At 57.2% G+C, this 20761-nt stretch carries 18 protein-coding genes; 9 read left to right on the top strand and 9 right to left on the bottom strand.

From position 1 onward, the window contains the following. Positions 1 to 97 precede the first annotated feature (97 nt). Positions 98 to 754, top strand: a complete 657-nt coding sequence (locus K5D32_RS21260; protein ID WP_221601727.1) for a hypothetical protein — start codon at positions 98 to 100, stop codon at positions 752 to 754. Positions 755 to 839: 85 nt separating this feature from the next. Here the strand turns inward: K5D32_RS21260 and K5D32_RS21255 are convergent, their stop codons facing one another. From K5D32_RS21255 to K5D32_RS21240, 4 genes are all read right to left on the bottom strand, one after another. Beyond that, positions 840 to 1604: an amino acid ABC transporter ATP-binding protein gene (locus tag K5D32_RS21255; protein WP_025258735.1), complete on the bottom strand. Its 765-nt coding sequence runs from the start codon at positions 1602 to 1604 to the stop codon at positions 840 to 842. Between the two features lie 10 nt (positions 1605 to 1614). Beyond that, the gene (locus K5D32_RS21250) at positions 1615 to 2712 is read right to left on the bottom strand and encodes an amino acid ABC transporter permease (RefSeq protein WP_221537271.1); all 1098 of its coding nucleotides are present in this window, start codon (positions 2710 to 2712) and stop codon (positions 1615 to 1617) included. A 10-nt stretch (positions 2713 to 2722) separates the two neighbouring features. After that, positions 2723 to 3904 carry an amino acid ABC transporter permease gene (locus K5D32_RS21245; RefSeq protein WP_221537272.1) on the bottom strand — a complete coding sequence of 394 codons (1182 nt, stop codon included), beginning with the start codon at positions 3902 to 3904 and terminating at the stop codon, positions 2723 to 2725. Positions 3905 to 3974: 70 nt separating this feature from the next. Then, entirely contained in the window at positions 3975 to 5003 is a 1029-nt protein-coding gene (locus K5D32_RS21240; protein ID WP_200995171.1) for an amino acid ABC transporter substrate-binding protein, read from the bottom strand. A 480-nt stretch (positions 5004 to 5483) separates the two neighbouring features. On the opposite strand from K5D32_RS21240, the gene K5D32_RS21235 reads away from it, so the two are divergent. Together K5D32_RS21235 and rhlB are read left to right on the top strand one after the other, a co-directional pair. Further along, entirely contained in the window at positions 5484 to 6143 is a 660-nt protein-coding gene (locus tag K5D32_RS21235) for an alpha/beta hydrolase (RefSeq protein ID WP_221578062.1), read from the top strand. A gap of 127 nt (positions 6144 to 6270) precedes the next feature. Then, positions 6271 to 7722: an ATP-dependent RNA helicase RhlB gene (gene rhlB / locus K5D32_RS21230; protein ID WP_221601726.1), complete on the top strand. Its 1452-nt coding sequence runs from the start codon at positions 6271 to 6273 to the stop codon at positions 7720 to 7722. 62 nt (positions 7723 to 7784) lie between these two features. Here rhlB and moaE read toward each other — a convergent pair whose 3' ends face one another. From moaE to K5D32_RS21205, 5 genes are all read right to left on the bottom strand, one after another. Further along, positions 7785 to 8234 (bottom strand): molybdopterin synthase catalytic subunit MoaE, encoded by a 450-nt coding sequence (gene moaE / locus K5D32_RS21225; protein ID WP_025258729.1) that lies wholly within the window; start codon positions 8232 to 8234, stop codon positions 7785 to 7787. Positions 8235 to 8236: 2 nt separating this feature from the next. After that, positions 8237 to 8482 carry a MoaD/ThiS family protein gene (locus K5D32_RS21220; RefSeq protein WP_221601725.1) on the bottom strand — a complete coding sequence of 82 codons (246 nt, stop codon included), beginning with the start codon at positions 8480 to 8482 and terminating at the stop codon, positions 8237 to 8239. Beyond that, the gene (gene moaC / locus K5D32_RS21215; RefSeq protein WP_221578059.1) at positions 8479 to 8964 is read right to left on the bottom strand and encodes a cyclic pyranopterin monophosphate synthase MoaC; all 486 of its coding nucleotides are present in this window, start codon (positions 8962 to 8964) and stop codon (positions 8479 to 8481) included. Before moaC ends, K5D32_RS21220 begins: the two co-directional genes overlap by 4 nt. A gap of 129 nt (positions 8965 to 9093) precedes the next feature. Then, positions 9094 to 10488 carry a PhoH family protein gene (locus K5D32_RS21210; RefSeq protein ID WP_025258726.1) on the bottom strand — a complete coding sequence of 465 codons (1395 nt, stop codon included), beginning with the start codon at positions 10486 to 10488 and terminating at the stop codon, positions 9094 to 9096. A gap of 335 nt (positions 10489 to 10823) precedes the next feature. Next, complete coding sequence (locus K5D32_RS21205) at positions 10824 to 11960, bottom strand: polysaccharide deacetylase family protein (RefSeq protein WP_221593619.1); 1137 nt, start codon at positions 11958 to 11960, stop codon at positions 10824 to 10826. A gap of 184 nt (positions 11961 to 12144) precedes the next feature. Between K5D32_RS21205 and yaaA the strand changes: the two genes are divergently transcribed. From yaaA to K5D32_RS21175, 6 genes are all read left to right on the top strand, one after another. Then, positions 12145 to 12924 carry a peroxide stress protein YaaA gene (yaaA, locus tag K5D32_RS21200; RefSeq protein WP_221593618.1) on the top strand — a complete coding sequence of 260 codons (780 nt, stop codon included), beginning with the start codon at positions 12145 to 12147 and terminating at the stop codon, positions 12922 to 12924. A gap of 796 nt (positions 12925 to 13720) precedes the next feature. After that, the gene (locus K5D32_RS21195; RefSeq protein ID WP_025258723.1) at positions 13721 to 15037 is read left to right on the top strand and encodes a nucleotide sugar dehydrogenase; all 1317 of its coding nucleotides are present in this window, start codon (positions 13721 to 13723) and stop codon (positions 15035 to 15037) included. A gap of 101 nt (positions 15038 to 15138) precedes the next feature. Continuing rightward, positions 15139 to 16620 carry a glycosyltransferase family 2 protein gene (gene alg8 / locus K5D32_RS21190; protein WP_221578056.1) on the top strand — a complete coding sequence of 494 codons (1482 nt, stop codon included), beginning with the start codon at positions 15139 to 15141 and terminating at the stop codon, positions 16618 to 16620. A gap of 40 nt (positions 16621 to 16660) precedes the next feature. Next, positions 16661 to 17830: an alginate biosynthesis protein Alg44 gene (locus K5D32_RS21185; RefSeq protein WP_221561691.1), complete on the top strand. Its 1170-nt coding sequence runs from the start codon at positions 16661 to 16663 to the stop codon at positions 17828 to 17830. A 2-nt stretch (positions 17831 to 17832) separates the two neighbouring features. Beyond that, positions 17833 to 19242, top strand: a complete 1410-nt coding sequence (gene algK / locus K5D32_RS21180) for an alginate biosynthesis TPR repeat lipoprotein AlgK (RefSeq protein ID WP_221578055.1) — start codon at positions 17833 to 17835, stop codon at positions 19240 to 19242. Further along, positions 19239 to 20747: an alginate export family protein gene (locus K5D32_RS21175; protein WP_221578054.1), complete on the top strand. Its 1509-nt coding sequence runs from the start codon at positions 19239 to 19241 to the stop codon at positions 20745 to 20747. The genes algK and K5D32_RS21175 overlap by 4 nt, the downstream gene beginning before the upstream one ends. Positions 20748 to 20761 lie beyond the last annotated feature (14 nt).

The following is a 20761-nucleotide window of genomic DNA, read 5'->3' as shown; positions in this document are numbered from 1 at the left end:
TTATCGGGCAACGAGAGGAGTCTTCCATTGAGTGGCTTTCTTTTTTCATGATTTTTGCCTACCTGTACGCGCTCCCTTCAGAAAGAAACTTAAAACGATGGATTTGACGCGTCCACTTGCAAAACGATTTTTTTGCAGCCTTTGTCAAAGCCAGAAAACGACAACACCCATGGCCTACGACTTAAAAATGAATGATCTCGCCTATCAATCCAGTATCATTTCACTCTGCATCCTGTTCTTCCTTCCCTCTCTATGGGCCAAGTCCAGATGGAGTGGTGATGGTTACTCCGGCGATAGATTCTTGATCGCATTTATCTATAATTTTATTTTTTCAGCTCTCAATTGGCAGTTGGTACAAACGGCTGAGGTACCTTTTTCAGGAACACCAGCGAGCCCTTTGCTGCAATGGTTCTCTATTTTCATGGCAGTGGCACACATTATTTCACTCCCCAGAGAATCCCTGCCTAAACGCTGGTTTTCAAGAAAGGCTTCATTACCCATTTCTTTTAATCCTCACTATAGCTACACACTAAAAAGCCCCATCACAGACTTCTTATCACCCTTATTTAGCCTCTTGATACCGAGCATTTGTTGTGCGACATTTTATTCCGGGCTTATTTGTCTGGCTCTCATAGAATTTATTGACGTCGATATTTTTTATCGAAAAATCATCTTCGGAACGCTTTGGATTATCTTGTTCGGTATATTTTTATACGGACTACACACTGAAAGAAGAAAACGCGGTTACCTCTAGTCAGCGCCTCCTTTGTCTGCGATGAAAATCGCAGCGCATAAAAAAACCGGACACAAGGTCCGGTTTTTCATGCAGCATCTGAGACTCAGTGAATGATCTGGCTGAGGAACAGTTTGGTACGGTCGCTTTGCGGGTTGTCGAAGAAGTCGTTAGGTGCGGCTTGTTCGACGATCTCGCCCTTGTCCATGAAGATCACGCGGTTGGCCACGGTGCGGGCGAAGCCCATTTCGTGGGTTACGCAGAGCATGGTCATGCCCTCTTCGGCCAGGGTGACCATGGTGTCGAGTACTTCCTTGACCATTTCCGGGTCGAGTGCCGAGGTCGGCTCGTCGAACAGCATGATTTTCGGTTTCATGCACAGGGCACGGGCAATCGCCACACGCTGTTGCTGACCACCGGAAAGCTGACCCGGATACTTGTGAGCCTGCTCTGGAATGCGAACGCGCTCCAGGTAGTGCATGGCGATTTCTTCGGCCTTTTTCTTCGGCATGTTGCGAACCCACATCGGAGCCAGCGTGCAGTTCTGCAGGATGGTCAGGTGCGGGAACAGGTTGAAGTGCTGGAACACCATGCCGACTTCACGGCGGATGGTTTCGATCTGCTTCAGGTCAGAAGTCAGTTCGGTGCCATCGACGATGATGCGACCCTGCTGGTGTTCTTCCAGACGGTTCAGGCAACGAATGGTGGTCGACTTGCCCGAGCCCGACGGGCCGCACAATACGATACGTTCGCCCTGACGCACGTTCAGGTTGATGTCTTTCAATACATGGAACTGGCCGTACCACTTGTGTACGCCTTCCATCCGGATCATGCCTTCAGCGCCCAGAGGCTTACTGATAACTTCACTCATCACAAAACTCCTAACGCTTGTGGCCTGTGTCCAGCTTACGTTCCAAATGCATGGAATAGCGGGACATACCGAAACAGAAGATCCAGAACACCAGGGCCGCGAAGACATAGCCTTCGGTGGCCATACCCAGCCATGACGGGTCGGCGGTGGCTTGCTTGACGCTGTTGAGCAAGTCAAACAGACCGATGATGATCACCAGGCTTGTATCCTTGAACAGGGCAATGAAGGTGTTGACGATGCCGGGGATAACCATCTTCAACGCCTGCGGCAGGATCACCAGACCCATTGCGCGCCAGTAGCCCAGGCCCATGGCCGCGGCCGCTTCGTACTGACCTTTAGGGATTGCCTGCATGCCACCGCGCACCACTTCGGCGATGTACGCCGACTGGAACAGGATGACGCCGATCAGGGCGCGCAGCAGCTTGTCGAAGTTCATCCCTTCAGGCATGAACAGCGGCAGCATGACCGAGGACATGAACAGCACAGTGATCAACGGCACGCCGCGCCAGAACTCGATGAACGTCACGCACACCACACGCACGGCCGGCATGTTGGAGCGACGCCCCAGCGCCAGCAGGATACCCAACGGCAATGCACCGGCGATACCGACGGTCGCGATCACCAGGGTCAGCATCAGGCCGCCCCACTGGCTGGTTGCCACAATGCTCAGACCAAACGCGCCACCATGCAGCAGGTAGAACGCGATGACCGGGTAAAGCACCAGGAAGCCGATGGCGTAGAACGCCTTGCGCGGGAACTTCGAGATGAACAGAGGCGCTGCACCGACAATCGCCAGGATTGCAGTGAGGTCGACCCTCCAGCGCAGTTCGGTCGGGAAGTAGCCATACATGAACTGGCCAAAACGCTGCTGGACGAATACCCAGCATGCACCTGCCTTGGTGCAGTCTTCCTTGGTGGTGCCGATCCAGTTGGCGTCCAGCAGGGACCAGCTGATCATCGGCGGGACGATCAGGTAGATCAGGTAGAACGAGAACAAGGTCAGCAGCGTGTTGATCCAGCTGGAGAACAGGTTCTGCCGCATCCACGCAACCGGGCCGAATACTTTGGTCGGTGGTGGCATGTCAGGTTTGAAAGTATGAGTCGTCATGCGCGTTTCCTCACCGCTCGATCAGCGCAATGCGCTTGTTGTACCAGTTCATCAGCATGGAGATGCTGATACTGATCGCCAGGTACACACTCATGGTGATGGCAATGACTTCAATGGCCTGACCGGTCTGGTTGAGAACCGTACCGGCGAACAGCGAAACCATTTCCGGATAACCAATGGCTGCGGCCAGCGAAGAGTTCTTCGCCAGGTTCAGGAACTGGCTGGTCAACGGCGGGATGATCACTCGCAGAGCCTGCGGAATGATGACCTTGCGCAGCGTTGGACCAGGACGCAGGCCCAGGGAACGAGCTGCTTCGGTCTGGCCATGGCTGACCGACTTGATACCCGAACGCACGATTTCGGCGATGAACGCCGCGGTGTAGATGGTCAACGCCAGGGTCAGGGAGATCAGTTCAGGGATCAGTACCCAGCCACCGGTGAAGTTGAAGCCTTTGAGCTGAGGCAGTTCCCAGTGTACCGGGCTGCCGAAGATCAGCATGCTCAGACCTGGAATGACCAGCAACAGACCCAGAGCAGCCCAGAACTTGTGGAACGGCTCGCCGGTGAGTTCAAAGCGCTTGTTGGCCCAGCGTACCATGGCGATCACAGCCAGAATGGCGATGACAATGCTGATCAGGAACGCCCATGCGCCTTCGGCAGGAATAGCCTTGGGCATGTTCAACCCGCGGCTGCTGACAAAGAACATGTCCAGGTAGCCGTGAGCCTGACGTGGTCCGGGCAGGGTCAGGAAGACGGCGGTGTACCAGAACAGGATCTGCAGCAACGGCGGAATGTTGCGGAAGACTTCGACATACACGGTCGCCAGCTTGTTGATCATCCAGTTCTGGGACAGACGAGCGACACCGATGATGAAGCCCAGAATGGTTGCCAGGAAGATACCGATGACCGATACCAGCAAGGTGTTGAGCAAGCCGATGACGAAAACGCGGGCATAGCTGTCCGCTTCGGTGTAATCGATCAGATGCTGGGCAATACCGAAACCGGCACTGCGCTCAAGAAACGAGAAACCCGATGTGATACCACGATGCTGCAGGTTGGTCTGGGTGTTGTCGAACATGAACCAGCCCAACGAGACCACCGCCACTACGGTGATGATCTGAAATAACCACGCGCGCACTTTTGGGTCGCTCAAAGAGAGCTTTTGCTTTGGTGCGACGATTTGCTTTTCCATGAAATGCCCCAGGAAAAATCGAACAGAACAACGCCCGACAGGCTTGAAAGCCTGTCGGGCGCCGGGTCAATCAGCGAATTGGTGGAGCGTACTGAATGCCACCTTTGTTCCACAGTGCGTTCTGGCCACGCTTGATTTTCAGCGGGGTCGATTCGCCCAGGTTGCGCTCGAACATCTCGCCATAGTTACCTACTTGCTTGACGATCTGAACAACCCAGTCCTTGCGCAGCTTCAGGTCTTTGCCGTATTCGCCGTCGGCGCCGAGCATACGGGCAACGTCAGGGTTCTTGGTGGCCTTGGCTTCAGCTTCGACGTTCTTGGAAGTGATGCCTGCTTCTTCAGCGTTCAACTGAGCGAACAGGGTCCAGCGAACGATGGAGAACCACTCTTCGTCGCCTTTACGCACGACCGGGCCCAGAGGTTCCTTGGAGATGACTTCTGGCAGAACGACGTAGTCGTCAGGCTTGGCCAGCTTGCTGCGCTGTGCGTAGAGCTGCGACTGGTCGGAGGTCAGCACGTCGCAACGGCCGCCTTCCAGCGACTTGGCGCTTTCGTCGGAGGTGTCGAAAGTGATCGGGGTGTATTTCAGACCGTTGGAGCGGAAGTAGTCGGAGACGTTCAGCTCAGTGGTAGTACCAGCCTGGATACAAACGGTTGCACCGTCCAGTTCCTTGGCGCTCTTGACGCCCAGCTTGTTGTTTACCAGGAAGCCGATACCGTCGTAGTAAGTCACGCCGGCGAATACCAGGCCCATGCCCGAATCACGGGAGCTGGTCCAGGTGGTGTTACGCGACAGAATGTCGATTTCGCCCGATTGCAGCGCGGTGAAACGCTCTTTGGCGTTCAGCTGGCTGAATTTTACCTTGGTCGCGTCACCGAAAACGGCAGCAGCTACGGCACGGCACACGTCTGCGTCGATACCGGTAATCTTGCCTGTAGCATCTGGAACGGAGAACCCTGGCAGGCCATCGCTGACACCGCACTGAACAAAACCTTTCTTCTGGACAGCGTCAAGTGTGGCACCGGCGTTAGCTGCACCGGTCACGCCGAGTGCTGCTACAGCTGTCACGACCGCCAGTGTGGATTTCAACATCTTCATTCAAACCTCCAGTGTGCTCTTTATTGTGTGGGTCTTCAGTCACGCCGCACCCTTGTGAGGCATTAATGACCCGTGCTGGCTTTTTTTTGGGTCATGCGACGCTGGGCGTTAAACATGAATCGAGTATGAGAACCTCTCATCACTCGCATTCACCCTTCATTTATAGCCCTTCTACCAAAGCCCCGTATTTTCCCCGGACCAGAGCGGTACAGGATCAATCATGGCAAGAGTCCTGACGCATGGACTCCCGTGCTGCCTTCGATCGTCACAAGTAGTAGCCTAATAGTGTTACCGATCGATGTGAGCGCTTTGACTCCACACGTTTCATAGCAAAGGCCGTACCATCATGCTGGCGATGTCGAATTAGCGACAGGTCAAGTCGAAAACTTGTAACCTTGCGACATCTTCTTTCATTTTTAAACTGCGTACGCACTTAATTAATGCGTAGAAAAACAACCAATGCACACTATTGGAGCACTCATGAGCGAGTCCTTGATCCTGCAACCCACCGCCGAACCCGATGCCTGCGTCATCTGGCTGCACGGCCTTGGAGCCGACCGCTATGACTTCCTGCCCGTCGCCGAGGCCCTGCAGGAAACACTGAGCACCACACGCTTCATACTGCCCCAGGCCCCGAAACGCGCTGTCACCGTCAACGGTGGCTATGAAATGCCGAGCTGGTATGACATCAAGAGCATGACCTCCGAAGCCCGCTCCATCGATCACGATGAGATGGAAGCCTCGGCCCGACAGGTTCTGAGCCTGATCGAACAACAACGCGACAGCGGCATCGACCCCGCAAGAATCTTTCTGGCCGGTTTCTCTCAGGGCGGCGCCGTGGTGCTGCACACGGCCTACAAACGCTGGCAGGGTCCGCTGGGCGGCGTGCTGGCGCTCTCCACTTACGCGCCGACCTTCAATGACCAGATGACGCTGTCAGCCAGTCAGCAACGCATTCCGGCCTTGTGCCTGCATGGTTTTCACGATGAAGTGGTCCACAACGCCATGGGGCGAACCGCTTACGAGTACCTGAAGACTCTGGGTGTAACCGCACAATGGAAAGAGTACCCAATGGGTCATCAAGTGTTACCCCAGGAAATTTCCGACATCCAGATCTGGCTGGCCGAGAAACTTCGGTAACGTCTTCTTTAATAGAGCTTTGAACCGGCCTGATCGGATACCTTTGTAGCGAACCAAGGATGACACTACGCCGCGCCCGATTCTTGCATTACACTGCTCGGCGTACATTCCTTAATCAATTGACGAGATGACCGTGCTCAAAGCACTTAAAAAGATGTTCGGTAAAAGCGAGGCTGAGCAGCTCGCGCCCAACCACGCAGCATCCAGCCCCGTATCCCCGACTAGCACTGAAGGCGAATCACAGCATCGTGCAGCCCAGTCTCCAGCTCTGGCAAAGGAGCCCACGGCTCCCGCGCAGGCCCGAAGCGACAAGCCCAAGGCAGAACGTCCACGTCGAGAGCGCGCGCCCAAGCCGCCGGTCGTCGCCTGGAAGCTAGAAGATTTCGCCGTCGAACCCCAGGAAGGCAAAAGCCGCTTCCATGACTTCGACCTGGCCCCCGAACTGATGCACGCGATCCATGACCTGGGCTTCCCGTACTGCACGCCGATCCAGGCGGGCGTATTGGGTTACACCCTCAAGGGCAAGGATGCCATCGGCCGCGCCCAGACAGGCACCGGCAAGACCGCCGCGTTCCTGATCTCGATCATCACGCAACTGACCCAGACACCACCGCCCAAAGAGCGCTACATGGGCGAACCTCGCGCCCTGATCATCGCTCCGACCCGCGAACTGGTGGTGCAGATCGCCAAGGACGCCGCGGCGCTGACCAAGTACACCAACCTCAACGTCATGACGTTCGTGGGCGGCATGGAGTTCGACAAGCAGCTCAAGCAGCTCGAAGCACGCCATTGCGACATCCTGGTTGCGACACCGGGACGCCTGCTGGACTTCAACCAGCGCGGTGAAGTGCATCTGGACATGGTCGAAGTGATGGTGCTCGACGAAGCCGACCGCATGCTGGACATGGGCTTCATCCCGCAGGTCCGCCAGATCATTCGCCAGACCCCGCACAAGGGCGAGCGCCAGACCCTGCTGTTCTCCGCAACCTTCACCGATGACGTGATGAACCTTGCCAAGCAATGGACGACCGATCCGGCCATCGTCGAAATCGAAGCCGAGAACGTCGCCAACAGCAACGTCGAACAGCATATCTACGCGGTCGCTTCAGCCGACAAGTACAAGCTGCTTTACAACCTGGTCACCGACAACGGCTGGGAACGGGTGATGGTCTTTGCCAACCGCAAGGACGAAGTGCGCCGCATCGAGGAGCGTCTGGTACGTGACGGCGTAAACGCCGCGCAACTGTCAGGCGATGTACCTCAGCACAAACGGATCAAGACCCTGGAAGGCTTCCGTGAAGGCAAGATCCGGGTATTGGTGGCGACCGATGTCGCAGGCCGCGGTATTCACATCGATGGCATCAGCCACGTGATCAACTTCACCCTGCCGGAAGTGCCGGACGATTACGTACACCGGATCGGTCGTACAGGCCGTGCGGGCGCCGATGGCGTTTCGATCAGCTTTGCCGGGGAAGACGATTCCTATCAGCTCCCGGCCATCGAAGAGAAACTGGGCCACAAGATCAGCTGCGAGATGCCACCGACCGAGTTGTTGCGGGCTGTGGTGCGCAAGGCCTGAGGCCTTTTCGCGGATAAATCCGCTCCCACTGTAGGAGCGAATTTGTTCGCGAACACCACCACTCATTTCCAGCGATCAGCAGCTGCCTGATCGCTATGCCGCCCTTCTACCCAGCGCGGGCCTTCGGCGGTGTTTTCGCGTTTCCAGAACGGGGCGCGAGTCTTCAGGTAGTCCATGACGAAATCGCAGGCCTCGAACGCGGCCTGACGATGGGCACTGGCAACGCCAACAAACACGATAGGCTCGCCGGGCTCCAGGGCGCCGACCCGATGCAGCACTTCCAGCCTGAGCAGTGGCCAGCGCTGCTCGGCTTCTGCAACAATTTTTGCCAGGGCCTTTTCGGTCATGCCTGGGTAGTGCTCCAGAAACATGCCCGAGACTTCACGCCCTTCGTTGAAGTCGCGCACGTAACCGACAAAACTCACCACCGCACCGATGCCGACATTGGCCGCATGCAGCGCATTGACTTCAGCACCAGGGTCGAACGCCTCCGCTTGCACGCGAATCACCATGTTCAGCCTCCGGTCACGGTAGGGAAGAACGCCACTTCGTCGCCATCCACCAACGGCTCATCCAGCTGGCACAGCTCCTGATTGCGGGCGCACATCAGGTTCTGCTCGGCCAGCACTTGCCAGGCCTCACCACGAAGCAGCAGGTGCTGGCGCAGATCGTCCAGGGTCGCGAAAGTGCCCTCGACACGCTCGCCGTCCAGCCCCAGCGCTTCACGGTAGCGGGCAAAATACTGAACCTGCACGCTCATTGCGCAGCTCCCGGTTCATCAGCGATGAAGTGACCACTCTTGCCGCCGAGTTTTTCCAGCAGCTTGACTGACTCGATGGTCATGCCGCGATCAACCGCCTTGCACATGTCATAGATGGTCAACGCAGCCACACTGGCAGCGGTCAGGGCTTCCATTTCCACGCCCGTCTGCCCGGCCAGCTTGCAGCGCGCAACGATCAATACCGCGTCGTCACCCTGGGCGCTGAGTTCGACCTTGACGCTGGTGAGCATCAACGGATGGCAGAGCGGGATCAGATCACTGGTTTTCTTCGCGGCCTGAATACCGGCAATACGCGCAACGGCAAACACATCCCCTTTGGGATGACCACCGCTGACAATCATTTGCAGGGTTTCAGGCAACATGCGCACAAGCGCTTGAGCCACAGCCTCACGGGACGTCACTGCTTTATCAGTGACATCGACCATATTGGCGCGACCTTGGGAATCGAGATGAGTCAGCACAGCCTTACTCCTGAACAGGAGAGGCGATTGTAGTTAGCCAAGGGCACAAGCTACAAGCGGCAAGAGCTGCAAGCTACAAGCGAACCACACTCTGGCTTCTCTTGCAGCTTGCAGCTTACAACTTACCGCTTACAGATGACTCTCCGCATATTCAGCCAGTACCGAGCGTGGCACCCCTTGCAGGGTGATGTGTACGCCATTCGGGAAATCCTTGAAGCGCTCCGTCAGGTAGGTCAGCCCCGAGCTGGTGGCTGACAGGTAGGGGGTATCGATCTGCGCCAGGTTACCCAGGCAGACCACTTTGGAACCGGCACCGGCACGGGTGATGATGGTTTTCATCTGGTGCGGCGTCAGGTTCTGGCACTCGTCGATCAGGATCAGGCTTTGCTGGAAGCTGCGGCCCCGGATGTAGTTCAGGGATTTGAACTGCAACGGCACTTTGCTGAGGATGTAATCAACGCTGCCATGGGTGTTTTCGTCATCCATGTGCAGGGCTTCGAGGTTGTCGGTGATCGCCCCCAGCCATGGCTCCATTTTTTCCGCTTCGGTGCCGGGCAGAAAGCCTATTTCCTGATCCAGGCCTTGCACGCTGCGGGTTGCGATGATGCGGCGATAGCGTTTGCTGACCATGGTCTGCTCGATGGCAGCGGCCAGCGCCAGGATGGTCTTGCCCGAACCTGCCGCGCCGGACAGGTTGACCAGATGGATATCCGGGTCGAGCAACGCGAACAGCGCCAGCCCCTGGTAGATATCACGAGGTTTCAGGCCCCAGGCTTCCTGATGCAGCAAGGGTTCCTGATGCATGTCGAGAATCAGCAGCTCGTCGCTGCGCACGCCCTTGATCCAGCCGACGAAGCCTTGCTCGTCGATGATGAACTCGTTCATGTGAACCGCAGGCAGGCTTTCGCTCAACTGCACGCGATGCCAGGTGCGGCCATGATCCTGACGGGTTTCGACCTTGCTGACCCGGTCCCAGAACGAGCCCGGAATATCGTGGTAGCCACGCGACAGCAGCGAGACGTCATCCACCAACTGGTCGGTGCTGTAATCCTCGGCGGCAATGCCACAGGCTCGCGCCTTGAGGCGCATGTTGATGTCCTTGGTCACCAGCACCAGACGCAAGTCCTTGTCGCGGGCGTGCAGGTCGACCAATTGGTTGATGATGATGTTGTCGTTCAGATGCTCGGGAAGAAGGCTGTTGGGCTCCTCGCGTCGGCTCATCAGAATCGACAGGAAGCCTTTGAATACGCCCGTGCCACGGTCGATAGGTACACCTTTTTCGACTTCTTCCGGGGAGGCTTCCCCCAGAGTCTTGTCGATCAGGCGGATCGCCTGCCGGCACTCCGCAGCGACTGAATGCTTACCGTCCTTGAGCTTGTCCAGTTCCTCCAGAACCGTCATCGGAATGGCTACGCGGTGTTCTTCGAAATTCAGCAGTGCGTTTGGATCATGGATCAATACGTTGGTATCGAGCACGTAAAGGATAGGCTGGTTAGTGGAAGGGTTGCGTCCGTGATCATCCATACTCGCTCACCTTTATAGAAGCCAGGTGGCGCAGAACCACTACAAAGCTGCGCCACGAAAAGGCCGCCGGTTCCTTCCCTTGAGGCAGGGAAGAATGTTGCTCAAGATGGGTCGTTGAGGACGCCACCTGTGTTGCAGGTTTCGGCGGTCTGTTCTCGTAATACAGCAAAACCGATGACAGAAAAAAGCTCTTTGACAGTTTTTTGAAGTTTATTTCACAGTATGACGAATAGCGCTTGGCGAGTGCCGTCGGCACGTTTACAGTCGGAAGTCACCTCAGGCCGGATTGGCCGAAAAAACCTGCCCCACACTCTCCGCTTTATACCCTCAACCCCTTATTCCTCCTGGGTTTCAGAGAAATTCCGGCAGTCATCCCAGATCAGTTCGCTTTGTGCGGTATTGGCCAGCAGCAACGGCAACGCCGACTGCGCCTTGTTGCCCATGTCATGGAACACCACTGTGCCCTTGCGCCAGAGCAGCATGAGGGTCAGCACCCGGTCACCCGCCTGTTGGGCCGAGAGGCGCCCCATGGCGTCCTGGGAGTCGATATTCCACAGCGACACCCGCAAGTGCTGCGAACGGAAGTATTCGCCGCTGTCAGCGCGACGATGGCCATAAGGCGGCCGGAACAGCGGTACGAAGTTGTCTGGAAGAACCTGTTGGACCAGGGCGGCACTGCGCTGCACGGAATCCTGCCAGTCGACCCAGTTACTGTGGGAGCGATACTCCCAGCCTTGAATCCCCACGCACTGCTGCCGGTAGAGCGCCTGCAGACTGGCGGCCGAGCTGCTTTCCAGGCGCGCCTGCAGGCTTTTACCCAGCACGAAGAAGGTCGCCGTCATTTTTTGCTGGCGCATGAAGTCGGCCAGCCAGTCCGTATTGCCATCTGCCGGGCTCGGTCCGCTGTCGAAATTGAGCACAAAGGTGCGATCTGGCATTTCATCGCCGCTCATTTCATCAGAGTTGTAGCGCTCGATTTCACTACTGGTCTGCGGAAACAGGGCGGCCATGTACAGCAATTCGTTCAGATAGCGCTCGTGGAAGACCGAACTGGGTCTGGCCCAGGCGGTATAGAAGGAATCGGGTGAAACCTGATATTCCTCGGCGCGCTGGCGCAGTTGCTCCATGTCCTCGACCAGCACACAGAAGTTCGCATCTTCCTCACAGCTCTTCTGAGCCGCCTGATAGTTCTCCAGCAGGCGCAGCCACAGGCGGTGGCGAACCACGTTCAACGACGGCACGTTGATATAACGAAGCCCGAGGCGTTGCTTGAGCCCTTCTTCGCCCAGGGTTTCACTGACAGACAAGGCATGGGCGAAAGCCAGGATCTCGGCACGGGAGGCAACATCGAACAAAGCCGGCGTCTCCAGACGCTCGGGCCATACGCTGCGATCAATGGTGGCAACTTCAGGCACCGCCGCCTGAGCTTCAAACCAGAACAGACACGCGCAAACTGCTAAAACGATACGCAAAACCAATGCCCTCTCGATCCAATATCAACGCCATCACCCGCGCGGCACTATAGCTGATCCGGGGCACTGTCTTATGTCCGGCGCGTTACAAAGCCACGGCCTATGAACACATCTATCGCCACCATAGCTGGAGTCATCGGCCATCACCTCATAGAATCGGCCGACGATTAAAGGAGACGACTTCATGCTGATGGTGATTTCCCCAGCGAAAACCCTCGACTACGAGACCCCGCCGACCACCGAACGCTACACCCAGCCGCAATATCTGGATCACTCCCAGGAGTTGATCACTCAGCTTCGCGAGCTGACACCCGCACAGATCGGCGAGCTGATGCACCTGTCCGACAAACTCTCGGGCTTGAACGCGGCGCGCTTCGGCAGCTGGACGCCGGCCTTCACGCCCGACAACGCCAAACAGGCGCTGCTGGCATTCAAGGGCGATGTGTATACCGGGCTGCAGGCCGAAACACTGACCGATGCCCAGCTTTCCTACGCCCAGGATCACCTGCGCATGTTGTCCGGTCTTTATGGACTGCTGCGCCCTCTGGACCTGATGCAACCCTATCGCCTGGAAATGGGGACGAAGCTGGCCAATGCCCGTGGCAAGGATCTTTATGCCTTCTGGGGCACGCGCATCAGCGAATGGCTGAACCAGGCCCTGGCCAATCAGGGCGATGACCTGCTGCTGAACCTGGCATCCAACGAATACTTTTCCGCAGTCAAACGCTCGTCATTAAAAGCCCGCATCATCGATACCGAGTTCAAGGATCTGAAAAACGGCCAGTACAAGATCATCAGTTTCTACGCCAAGAAAGCCCGCGGCATGATGAGCCGTTTTGTGATCTCCGAGCAGATCAACACACCCGAAGCACTGAGGGAATTCGATGTGCAGGGTTACCGCTACAGCGCCGAACAATCGACCACGGACAAACTGGTCTTCCTGCGCGACACTCCAGAGCAGTGATGGCGTCAATGTTGCGTAGTGCCAGGGGCGCTACGCAAGCCAGCCGCTCTATCTCAACCCCCTTACGCCATTTTTGTGACGCCAGATAAACATCACTCCACGCGGCGTTCATTTTCAAAACGAACTTTCTCGAAAAAAAGACAACTTTTTTGAGCAGTGGCACAGCGCCTTTCTTCTGTAATGGCAAAAAAATATCGCCACTCGGGAACCCCTTTATTGATAAGGCCTCCAACAAAAGTGCCATCATTTTGAAAGTATGGACTGCAAAAAGCAGATCGGAAAAATTCTCAAAAACAGGACGAGCGGCCCGGAACTAATCCCGAATGCATAGGCTCCTACATCCCGTAACAATTCTCGACAACCCTGTAAGAGATCACTTACAGCGCAGCGAGAGCAAAAGGAAGTTGCCAGAGATCCAGTGTAATTCTGCGGAATCACTACTCAAGACTCTGAACTTAAACTCACATCACTAATTGAGTCAGGTAGACAAGCGAACACCGTGAACGGTGTATAGAGCAGGGCTCCAGATCGTCAAAGCCAAGGCTTGCAGATCGACCTGCCGAGGATCGCTATACAAGGAGTGGTTTGCCACACACAAGAGAGCACGGCCCGATCAGGGGACCTGCCACTTGCACTTAGTGTCATTGAGTTTGCCACCTTTGTTTGGCACTCATTAATTAAATATGCCTGCGTTAGTTCAGTGGCTTTTAGAAGCCCTCCTGACTCGCGTGTGACATCTGCTGGCCAAAATTAATATCCAGCCAACTTTATGGCGTGAAAAATCGAGGAGAGTACGATGCGTATCAGCATCTTTGGTTTGGGTTATGTCGGTGCAGTCTGTGCCGGTTGCCTTTCTGCACGTGGTCATGATGTTGTTGGTGTGGATATTTCCAACACCAAGATCGACCTTATCAACAGCGGCAAATCGCCTATCGTCGAACCAGGCCTGGAAGACCTCCTGGCACAGGGTATTCGCAACGGTAAACTGCGCGGCACCACTGACTTCTCCGAAGCCATTCGCGCCACCGACCTGTCGATGATCTGTGTAGGCACGCCAAGCAAGAAGAACGGCGACCTGGAACTCGACTACATCGAGTCGGTATGCCGTGAAATCGGTTATGTCCTGCGTGACAAGACTTCCCGTCACACCATCGTGGTCCGCAGCACCGTACTGCCGGGCACCGTCGCAAACGTTGTGATCCCGATCCTGGAAGACTGCTCCGGCAAGAAAGCCGGCGTCGACTTCGGCGTTGCAGTGAACCCTGAGTTCCTGCGCGAAAGCACCGCGATCAAAGACTACGATCACCCACCAATGACCGTTATCGGCGAGTTCGACAAGGCTTCCGGTGACGTTCTGCAATCGCTGTACGAAGAGCTCGACGCACCGATCATCCGCAAGGACATCGCCGTTGCCGAAATGATCAAGTACACCTGCAACGTGTGGCACGCCACCAAGGTCACTTTCGCAAACGAAATCGGCAACATCGCCAAGGCAGTCGGTGTCGACGGTCGTGAAGTGATGGAAGTGGTCTGCCAGGACAAGCAACTGAACCTGTCCCAGTACTACATGCGCCCAGGCTTCGCCTTCGGCGGTTCCTGCCTGCCGAAAGACGTCCGTGCCCTGACCTACCGTGCAGGCAGCCTGGACGTGGAAGCACCGCTGCTCAACTCCCTGATGCGCAGCAACGTCTCCCAGGTACAGAACGCTTTCGACATCGTGGCCAGCCACGACACCCGCAAAGTCGCCCTGCTGGGTCTGAGCTTCAAGGCCGGCACCGACGACCTGCGTGAAAGCCCGCTGGTCGAACTGGCCGAAATGCTGATCGGTAAAGGTTTCGACCTGAGCATCTTCGACAGCAACGTCGAATACGCTCGCGTACACGGCGCCAACAAGGACTACATCGAGTCGAAGATCCCTCACGTGTCGTCCCTGCTGAACTCGGACTTCGATGAGGTCATCAACAACTCCGACGTGATCATCCTGGGTAACGGTGACGAGCGCTTCCGCGCCCTGGCCGACCAGACTCCACACGGCAAGCACGTTGTAGACCTGGTGGGCTTCATGTCCAAGCCGACCAGCGAAGACGGTCGCGCTGAAGGTATCTGCTGGTAAATCAGCCGCAAGCGCCAGGCACCAAGCCACAAGCTCAAGCGTTACCGCTTGCAGCCTGGGGCTTGGTGCTTGCAACTGACTTTGGGATACAGATCATGGATATGGACAGGCTAAAGCACGGCCTACTAGAGGCCGCGGGCTGGCTGTTTTACCTCAGTTTATTAATGGGCATCGCAACTGCATTGCCTACAAGCATCTTCGACTCACAGTCGAGGAACTTTATTTTCCTGATTGGCGCCGTCGGCATCTGGCGCTACTCCATGGGCATCACGCACTTTGTGCGGGGGATGCTGTTTCTGTATGTGGTCTACCCACACTTGCGCCGCAAGCTGAAAAAGCTGGGCAAGGCTGCAGATCCATCCCATGTGTTTCTGATGGTCACCAGCTTTCGTATCGAAGCCCTGACCACCGCCCAGGTGTACAGCTCGGTCATTCGTGAAGCCATCAACTGCGGTCTGCCGACCACCATCGTTTGCTCGCTGGTGGAAATGTCGGATGAGCTGCTGGTCAAGAGTCTCTGGGCCAAGATGAACCCGCCTGAGCGCGTGAAGCTGGACTTCGTGCGTATCCCTGGCACCGGCAAGCGCGACGGCCTGGCTTATGGCTTCCGCGCCATCTCGCGTCACCTGCCCGATGATCGTGCAGTGGTCGCAGTGATCGACGGCGACACCGTGCTCAATGAAGGCGTCGTCAGCAAGACCGTTCCGTGGTTCCACCTGTTCGATAACGTCGGCGGCCTGACCACCAACGAGTTCTGTGAAGTTCGTGGCGGTTACATCATGAGCGAATGGCACAAGCTGCGTTTCGCCCAGCGCCACATCAACATGTGCTCCATGGCCCTGTCCAAGCGCGTCCTGACCATGACCGGTCGCATGTCGGTATTCCGCGCCACCGTGGTAACCGACCCGGAGTTCATTGCCGACGTGGAGAGCGACTCGCTCAATCACTGGCGTCTGGGGACCTTCAAGTTCCTGACCGGTGACGACAAGTCGAGCTGGTTCAGCCTGATGCGTCTGGGCTACGACACGTTTTACGTACCCGATGCCGCCATCAACACCGTTGAACACCCGCCAGAAAAAAGCTTCCTCAAGGCCAGTCGCAAGTTGATGTACCGCTGGTACGGCAACAACCTGCGTCAGAACTCCCGCGCACTGGGTCTGGGCGTTCGTCGCCTGGGTCTGTTCACCAGCGTTGTGTTGTTCGACCAGCGTGTGTCGATGTGGACATCCATCCTGGGCCTGACCGTCGCCATCATCGCCAGCTTCAAGTATGGCGGCGCATTCATCCTGATGTACCTGCTGTGGATCGGCATGACCCGCCTGATCCTGACACTGCTGCTGTCCTGCTCGGGACACAGGATAGGGCCTGCCTACCCCATCATTCTCTATTACAACCAGATCGTCGGCGCCCTGATGAAGATCTACGTTTTCTTCCGCCTGGATCGACAGTCCTGGACCCGTCAGGACACGAAACTAAGCCGCGACATGGCCAGCTTTCAGGGCTGGTTCAACACCTGGTCGTCCCGAACCATGACTTTTTCAGCTGGCACCATCTTCGTCGCAGTACTGCTGACGATGGTGTGACCGGGCCAATGAATCAATTGCTCAAGTAGGAAAATTAGCCATGAATACAGCCGTGAATGCGAACGTCGTACATGAATCCGAAGCCCAGCGCCAACACGCACGGGTCAAGGTTCCAGCCAAGCTGCGCCTGCTCAACGGTGAGCAGAATGCCCCTCTGGTCCGGGTCGAAGACCTGTCAGCCGGTGGTCTCAGCTTCGTTGCCCCAAGCAACGTCAAAATCACCGAAGGCGAAGTCATCAAGGGTCGCCTGCAGTTCCTCATCGACAACCTCGGCCTGGCCATGGACGTCGAAATGCAAGTGCGCTCCATCAGCTCCAGCGGGCGCATCGGCTGCCAGTTCCAGAACCTTGAAGCACAAGACATCGCCACCCTGCGCCACATCATCACTTCCCACCTGAGCGGCGACATCGTCAGCATGGGTGAAGTACTGGCTACCCTGCAGCGTGACAACTTCACCAAGGCTCGCAAGAACAAGAAAGAAACCACGGGCATGAGCGCCTTGGGTCGTCTGCGTGCAGTGACCTTCAGCCTGGGTATTTTCATCGTCGGTCTGGCGGCCTTCGGCTTCATCTTCAAGACTGTCTACGGCCTGTACTTCGTCAGCCACGCTTCGGCCGGCCTGGTATCGGTACCGAGCATGGACGTGACCATGCCTCGCGAAGGTACTGTGCAAAGCCTGGTTCAGACCAATGGCGAAGCCGCCAAAGGCGCACCGCTGGCAACCTTCAACACCAGCATGCTGGAAATGCTCAAGGGCAGCCTGACCGGTGAAGACCTGCAACCGGCCAAGATCGAAGAGCTGTATGGCAAGCAAATGAGCGGCACCATGACCAGCCCTTGCGATTGCGTCGTGGTTCGTCAACTGGTTGCCGATGGTCAGTTCGCTTCCAAAGGCCAGGTGATCTTCCAACTGGTGCCACGTAACACACCTGCCACTGTTGAAGCGCGCTTCACTTATCGCCAGTTCAACGACGTCAAGCCGGGCACTCCTGTGAGCTTCCAGATCGCTGGCGAAGATAAACTGCGTACCGGCAAGATCATCAGCAGCAGCAACCTGAGCAACACCGACCTGTCCACTGACATCCGTGTACAGATCCAGCCTGACGAAAGCCTGAGCAGCAGCCTGGCTGGCCGTCCTGTCGAAGTCGTCAGCGACCGTGGCCCGTCCGTCAACTGGCTGATCGATAAAGCCATGGCTGCGGGTCTGTAATCATGAACAGCCCACTACGACGCCTGTCGACCCCCACGCTATTGAGCCTCGCCGTCGCGATCGGCCTGAGCGGCTGTGCCGGCCTGCCCGATCAACGCCTCGCCAATGAAGCCCTTAAAAACGGCGACACCGCACTGGCGCAGCAGAACTATCGGCAATTGGCGGACCTGGGCTACAGCGATGCACAAGTCGGCCTGGCCGACATCCAGGTCAGCACCGGAGATCCGGCTCAGCTCAAAGAGGCAGAGGCCACCTATCGTGCCGCTGCCCAAACGTCACCTCGGGCGCAATCGCGTCTGGGGCGTCTGCTGGCCGTGAAGCCCGATGCCACAGTGGCCGAGCACCACGAAGCAGAAGCGCTGCTCACCAAGGCGTTCGCCAATGGTGAGTCGGGCACCCTGCTGCCGCTGGCCATGCTTTACCTGCAATACCCGCAAAGCTTCCCGAATGTGAATGCCCAGCAGAAGATCAACCAGTGGCGCGCCACGGGTTATCCGGAAGCCGGTCTGGCCCAGGTGCTGCTGTACCGCACCCAGGGCACTTATGACCAGCATCTGGATGAAGTCGAAAGCATCTGCAAGCAGGCACTCAACAGCACCGATATCTGCTACGTCGAACTGGCCACCGTTTACCAGAAACGCGGCCAGACCGAGCAGCAGGCAGCACTGATCGAGCAACTCAAGAGCGCACATGCCTCAGGTCGCGTCGGTGCTCAGCGAGTGGACGGCGTAGCCCGTGTGCTGGGTGACAGCCAGATCGGTACTCCGGACGAGAAGACTGCCCAGCAACTGCTGGAAGATATCGCGCCCGGCTATCCAGTTTCGTGGGTCACCCTGGCCAAGCTGCTTTACGACTTCCCTGAACTGGGTGACGTGAACAAGATGATGGAGTACCTGGACAACGGTCGCGCTGCGGATCAACCCCGCGCCGAACTGCTGCTGGGCCGTCTCTACTACGAAGGCAAATGGGTTCCGGCCGACGCGAAGAAAGCCGAAGAGCACCTGCAGAAAGCCGCAGCGACCGAACTCTCCGCCCACTACTACCTGGGTCAGATCTACCGTCGCGGCTATCTGGGTGAAGTCTACCCACAGAAGGCTCTGGATGAATTGTTGACCGCCGCCCGTGGCGGCCAGAACAGCGCCGATTTCGCCATCGCGCAACTGTTCTCCCAAGGCAAGGGCACCAAGCCCGATCCGGTCAACGCATGGGTCTTCGGCCAGTTGGCACTGGCTCAAGGCACACCGCAAGCCACCGAGCTTGCCCAGGTACTGGATGCTCAACTACCGCCTGAAAAACGCGCCGCCGCCCAAGGGTTGCTGCAACGCGAACAAAAGGTTCGGGGCGTAACAGCCAGACAGAACGTACTGGTTCAGACCCTGACAGAAGAAAAAGACGGTGAGGAAGCGCTATGAAGTTGAATCCCCTGATGGCCGCCGGCATGGGCCTAGGTTTTACTCTGCTGTGGGCCTGCCCGACACTGGCTGCACTGACTGAAGAACAGAATTTCGGTATCGAAGTAAAGGTCAGCGCCCAGTCCGAAGACGACCGCGACCTGGGCACCCGCTCCGGCGGTGACGTACAGGGCCTGGGTCTGGACCTGCGTCCATGGGTTTACGGCCAGAGCGGCAACTGGAGCGCTTACGCCATGGGCCAGGTGGTTACCGCCACCGACACCATCCAGACTGACCCGCTGGAACAGACCACCACTTCCAACAATGGCGAAACCGGCACCCAGCGTTCCCGTGGCAACTCCAGCGACCGTGAAGTCGAGAAGAGCTACGCGGCACTGCGTGAGTTCTGGATCGGCTACAGCGGCTTCACGCCCTACCCTGGCGAAATCCTCAAGGTGGGTCGCCAGCGTCTGCGCAACGATGACGGTCAGTGGCACGACACCAACATCGAAGCCATCAACTGGACCTTCGACACCACCTTGCTGCGTGCCGAACTGGGCGCCGCACAGCGCTTCAGCGAATACCGCACCGACCTGACCGAACTGGCTCCGGACGATGAAGACCGCCTGCACCTTTTCGGCTCGGCCAGCTACCAGTGGACACCTGGCCAATGGGTGGGTATTCGCGCACACCACAGCCATGACGACGGCAAGCTCAAGAACCAGAACGAAGTCCTGGACGATCTGGACAAGACTTCCAATGGCGACCTGACCTGGCTGGGTCTGACGGCTGACAGCGATGCCTACAACCATCGCAATACCAACACCGTCAACTACTGGGGCAGCCTGACCGCGATGACCGGTAATCGCGACGAAATCGGCGCCATCTACAACCAGGCCACCGACCAGTACCTCGCAGGCCAGAAAAACAGCAACGACCTCAATGGCTGGGCCACTGATCTGGGTATTCGTTTGCGTCTCGACCCGCAATGGCAAGTCGGTGCCGCCTACTCGCGCGCCAGCAAGGACTACGTCCAGAACGGTCTGGAAAGTAACCGCTCCAACTGGACCGGGACCCGCTCGCGGATTCATCGCTTCGGTGAAGCCTTCCAGGGCGAAATGGCCAACGTGGAAACCGGCTCGCTGTTCGCTTCGTGGCGCATGAACGATGAATACGATGCTTCCCTGATCTACCACAAGTTCCGTCGCGTAGACGGCAACTCGGGTATCGGCGGCGCGGGCGTCAACCCGAATCGCGAAATCGTCGATGCCAACGGCGTACCGACCAACACCTTCAGTTCCCTGCCGCTGGAAGACGGTCGCAAGGATCTGGGTCAGGAAATGGATCTGGTCGTCACCAAGTATTTCAAACAGGGCCTGCTGCCAGCGTCGGTAAGCCAGTCCATCGACGAACCTTCGGCACTGGTGCGCTTGCGTGCTGGTGTCTTCAAGCCCGGCGACGCTTACCACAACGGCGTGGATGAATATATGCACCGCGCCATTGTCGACGTCATCTGGCGCTTCTGATGCGAACCGCCAAA

It is taken from the genome of Pseudomonas cichorii (genome assembly GCF_019719005.1).
In the GTDB taxonomy this organism is placed as follows: domain Bacteria; phylum Pseudomonadota; class Gammaproteobacteria; order Pseudomonadales; family Pseudomonadaceae; genus Aquipseudomonas; species Aquipseudomonas cichorii_E.
Note: the sequence above shows the minus strand (reverse complement) of the source record. Positions and strands in the feature narration are given on the sequence as shown.

Excerpts from the sequence above, each read along its gene's own strand:
- K5D32_RS21220 (WP_221601725.1), bottom strand. The coding sequence starts at position 8,482 with ATGAGCGTGCAGGTTCAGTATTTTGCCCGCTACCGTGAAGCGCTGGGG.
- K5D32_RS21210 (WP_025258726.1), bottom strand. The coding sequence starts at position 10,488 with ATGGATGATCACGGACGCAACCCTTCCACTAACCAGCCTATCCTTTAC.
- K5D32_RS21250 (WP_221537271.1), bottom strand. The coding sequence starts at position 2,712 with ATGACGACTCATACTTTCAAACCTGACATGCCACCACCGACCAAAGTA.
- K5D32_RS21235 (WP_221578062.1), top strand. The coding sequence starts at position 5,484 with ATGAGCGAGTCCTTGATCCTGCAACCCACCGCCGAACCCGATGCCTGC.
- K5D32_RS21260 (WP_221601727.1), top strand. The coding sequence starts at position 98 with ATGGATTTGACGCGTCCACTTGCAAAACGATTTTTTTGCAGCCTTTGT.
- K5D32_RS21240 (WP_200995171.1), bottom strand. The coding sequence starts at position 5,003 with ATGAAGATGTTGAAATCCACACTGGCGGTCGTGACAGCTGTAGCAGCA.
- K5D32_RS21195 (WP_025258723.1), top strand. The coding sequence starts at position 13,721 with ATGCGTATCAGCATCTTTGGTTTGGGTTATGTCGGTGCAGTCTGTGCC.
- K5D32_RS21175 (WP_221578054.1), top strand. The coding sequence starts at position 19,239 with ATGAAGTTGAATCCCCTGATGGCCGCCGGCATGGGCCTAGGTTTTACT.
- K5D32_RS21255 (WP_025258735.1), bottom strand. The coding sequence starts at position 1,604 with ATGAGTGAAGTTATCAGTAAGCCTCTGGGCGCTGAAGGCATGATCCGG.
- algK (WP_221578055.1), top strand. The coding sequence starts at position 17,833 with ATGAACAGCCCACTACGACGCCTGTCGACCCCCACGCTATTGAGCCTC.
- yaaA (WP_221593618.1), top strand. The coding sequence starts at position 12,145 with ATGCTGATGGTGATTTCCCCAGCGAAAACCCTCGACTACGAGACCCCG.
- K5D32_RS21245 (WP_221537272.1), bottom strand. The coding sequence starts at position 3,904 with ATGGAAAAGCAAATCGTCGCACCAAAGCAAAAGCTCTCTTTGAGCGAC.
- K5D32_RS21185 (WP_221561691.1), top strand. The coding sequence starts at position 16,661 with ATGAATACAGCCGTGAATGCGAACGTCGTACATGAATCCGAAGCCCAG.
- alg8 (WP_221578056.1), top strand. The coding sequence starts at position 15,139 with ATGGACAGGCTAAAGCACGGCCTACTAGAGGCCGCGGGCTGGCTGTTT.
- rhlB (WP_221601726.1), top strand. The coding sequence starts at position 6,271 with ATGACCGTGCTCAAAGCACTTAAAAAGATGTTCGGTAAAAGCGAGGCT.
- moaE (WP_025258729.1), bottom strand. The coding sequence starts at position 8,234 with ATGGTGATTCGCGTGCAAGCGGAGGCGTTCGACCCTGGTGCTGAAGTC.